Genomic DNA, 2,350 nt, shown 5'->3' with positions numbered 1-2,350 from the left:
TAGCATGACGCCTTTTACTTGCCACACACCTTTGCCGCTTCGATTTTGTACGGCTACCGGCACGTTGAAGGCGAATTGAGGCGTATAGGACGTTTAAAGCACCTTTTCACCCTTCGGATGAAGTAGCATACCCGAAATTGCCGCTCATTTTTATTGCCTAAGCCCCGGAATTTAGCTTCACAGCGCCCAAAGAAGGTCGTATTTTGGTCGATTTGACCGAAAAGTGCCTGGCGAATGGATCTTTAGCCGACAGTTGCCCCACCGGCCTGCCGCAAAGGCTGACAGTACATGGATTGAGAGCTTAGGAGCGTCAATTAAATAAACGAGTCTGCGATGGGCCGAACAGGCTGGGAGTCAGTGGTGGGGCTCGCTCTGGCGGCTGGTTGTGATGGTTAGTATCGGCTTTGGCCGCCTTCTGTTTGAGATGTTTAAGAATCTGCTCGATTATGTCCGGATCCTCAATGCTGGCAATCACTTTGACATGCCCTCCACAGTGCTCGCAAACCTCAATATCAATATTGAAGACTCGCTTAAGTCGCTGCATCCATGTCATGGCATGGTGCCGCTCTTCAGGGGTCTTATCGAGCCAGTCAGTATCGGCTGCTTCTAGTTTGTCAGGCTTTTTTCCGCGTTTAGCCGGTGTGACCTGAACACGGTGTTTGCTGTTCGGTGCGAAGACTCCGTGGAATCGGGTGAGGTTGACGCGCGGCTTGGGTACCAGTGCAGCCAGCTTGGCCATGAAGTCCATGGGTTCGAAGATCACATGGGTTGTGCCATTGCGATACGGGGTTTTGAGTTCATACCGAACGTGTCCATTGGAGGTCAATGCCAGGCGCTTTTCTGAAACAGCGGGTCGGCTAACGTAGCGGCAGAGCCGTTCGAGTTTATCCCTCTGATGTCCTTCGGCCATCACACCGGCGTGGAGTGAAAACCCTGCCACTTTAGCCGCTTGGCCATAGCCTGGCTTCTCACTTTCGCAATGAGGGAAGGTTTGCAGGGTGAAGACCTTACTCCCTTGCTGGGGGCCGGTGGCGATGCGGTAAGTCACCGAGGAACCGTGCAGTTGCGTGAGTACATCTCCTCCTTCCTCGTCCAGCGTCAACCAGGTATTCTCGGCATCTCGCTCCAACAGACCGCGTTTTTCCAGGCAGCGAGCGACCAGGTGGCTGAGGGTGTTAACGAGCGCATTGAGTTCATGTTGAGTGGGTGCCTTGACCCGATGGAACCGCCGTTGGCCATAGGTATCTTCGGCGTATACGCCATCGAGAAATAGCATGTGGTAATGGACATTAAGGTTGAGCGCAGAACCAAAGCGTTGGATCAACGTCACTGCACCGGTTTGTGCGGTAGCCTTGGTAAAACCAGCCTGCCTAATTAAATGCGTAGAGACGGTGCGGTAGACAATGCCTAACACTTTACCCATCAGCTCTGGATGGCGAGCCAGCAGGAATCGTAACTGGAAGGGAAAGCTCAGCACCCACTGGCGTATGGGAACTTTGGGAAACACCTCATCCACCAAGAGCGCGGCACTCTCCGCCATCCGGCGGGCACCACAGCTGGGGCAGAACCCTCTGCGCTTGCAGCTAAATGCCACCAATCGTTCATGATGGCAATCCTCGCAGCGGACACGCAAAAAGCCATATTCCAGCCGACCACATTGGAGAAAATCTTCGAACTCTCTCTGAACGTAACGAGGCAAGCTTTGTCCCTGACCCTCCAACGAGGACTTAAAGACAGGATAATGTTCCTGAACCAATTGATAGAGGAGCGTCTTTTCGGGCTGATGGCGTTCATAGTATGGTGCTTGACTCGCCCAGACATTCCTTGCCGGTGACATGAGTATCGGCGTTTTTCAAGGTAGTTGTCGCCTGAGCATTTAAGCTGCTTGTTTTTCCTTCTCCGGGTTCAACTTAACGTCACCCACTTTCTCCCAGTTCCGCGTAGCTTTTGACCACCTTATTTGGTTCTTTCTTTTCATCTTGCGATAAAGCTCATCCCTCTTCGATAATATTTCTTCATCCAGACCTAAGTGCCTTTGCTCTGGGGTAACAAAGTTAATTCGACTATGCCGGTGCTCTGTGTTGTACCAAGTGACAAACTCTTTCACCCAAGTTCTTGCTTCATCGATTGATTTAAATCCCTCAGATGGCCATCGACGACAGTACTTCAGGGTTCGAAATAGTGATTCTGAAAACGGATTATCATTACTTACACCAGGCCGACTTCGAGAGCTGGCGACACCCAAATCCTGCATTTTTGCTTGCATTGTTAAGCTCTTCATTGGGCTACCATTATCCGAGTGCAACACCAGGGATTTTCTGACGCACTTTTCTGACCAAACACTGCGCTC

Annotated in this window: 2 protein-coding genes; both read right to left on the bottom strand. The window is 51.5% G+C overall.

Annotated elements, in window-relative coordinates; all coding sequences use genetic code 11:
* Positions 1-310: 310 nt before the first annotated feature.
* Positions 311-1,837, bottom strand: a complete 1,527-nt coding sequence (locus A3729_RS09605) for an IS91 family transposase (RefSeq protein ID WP_068633750.1) — start codon at positions 1,835-1,837, stop codon at positions 311-313.
* Between the two features lie 39 nt (positions 1,838-1,876).
* On the bottom strand, positions 1,877-2,350 hold a 474-nt coding region (locus tag A3729_RS09600), incomplete at its 5' end, for an integrase core domain-containing protein (RefSeq protein WP_156497849.1).

Source organism: Oleiphilus sp. HI0043 (genome assembly GCF_001634935.1).
Note: the sequence above shows the minus strand (reverse complement) of the source record. Positions and strands in the feature narration are given on the sequence as shown.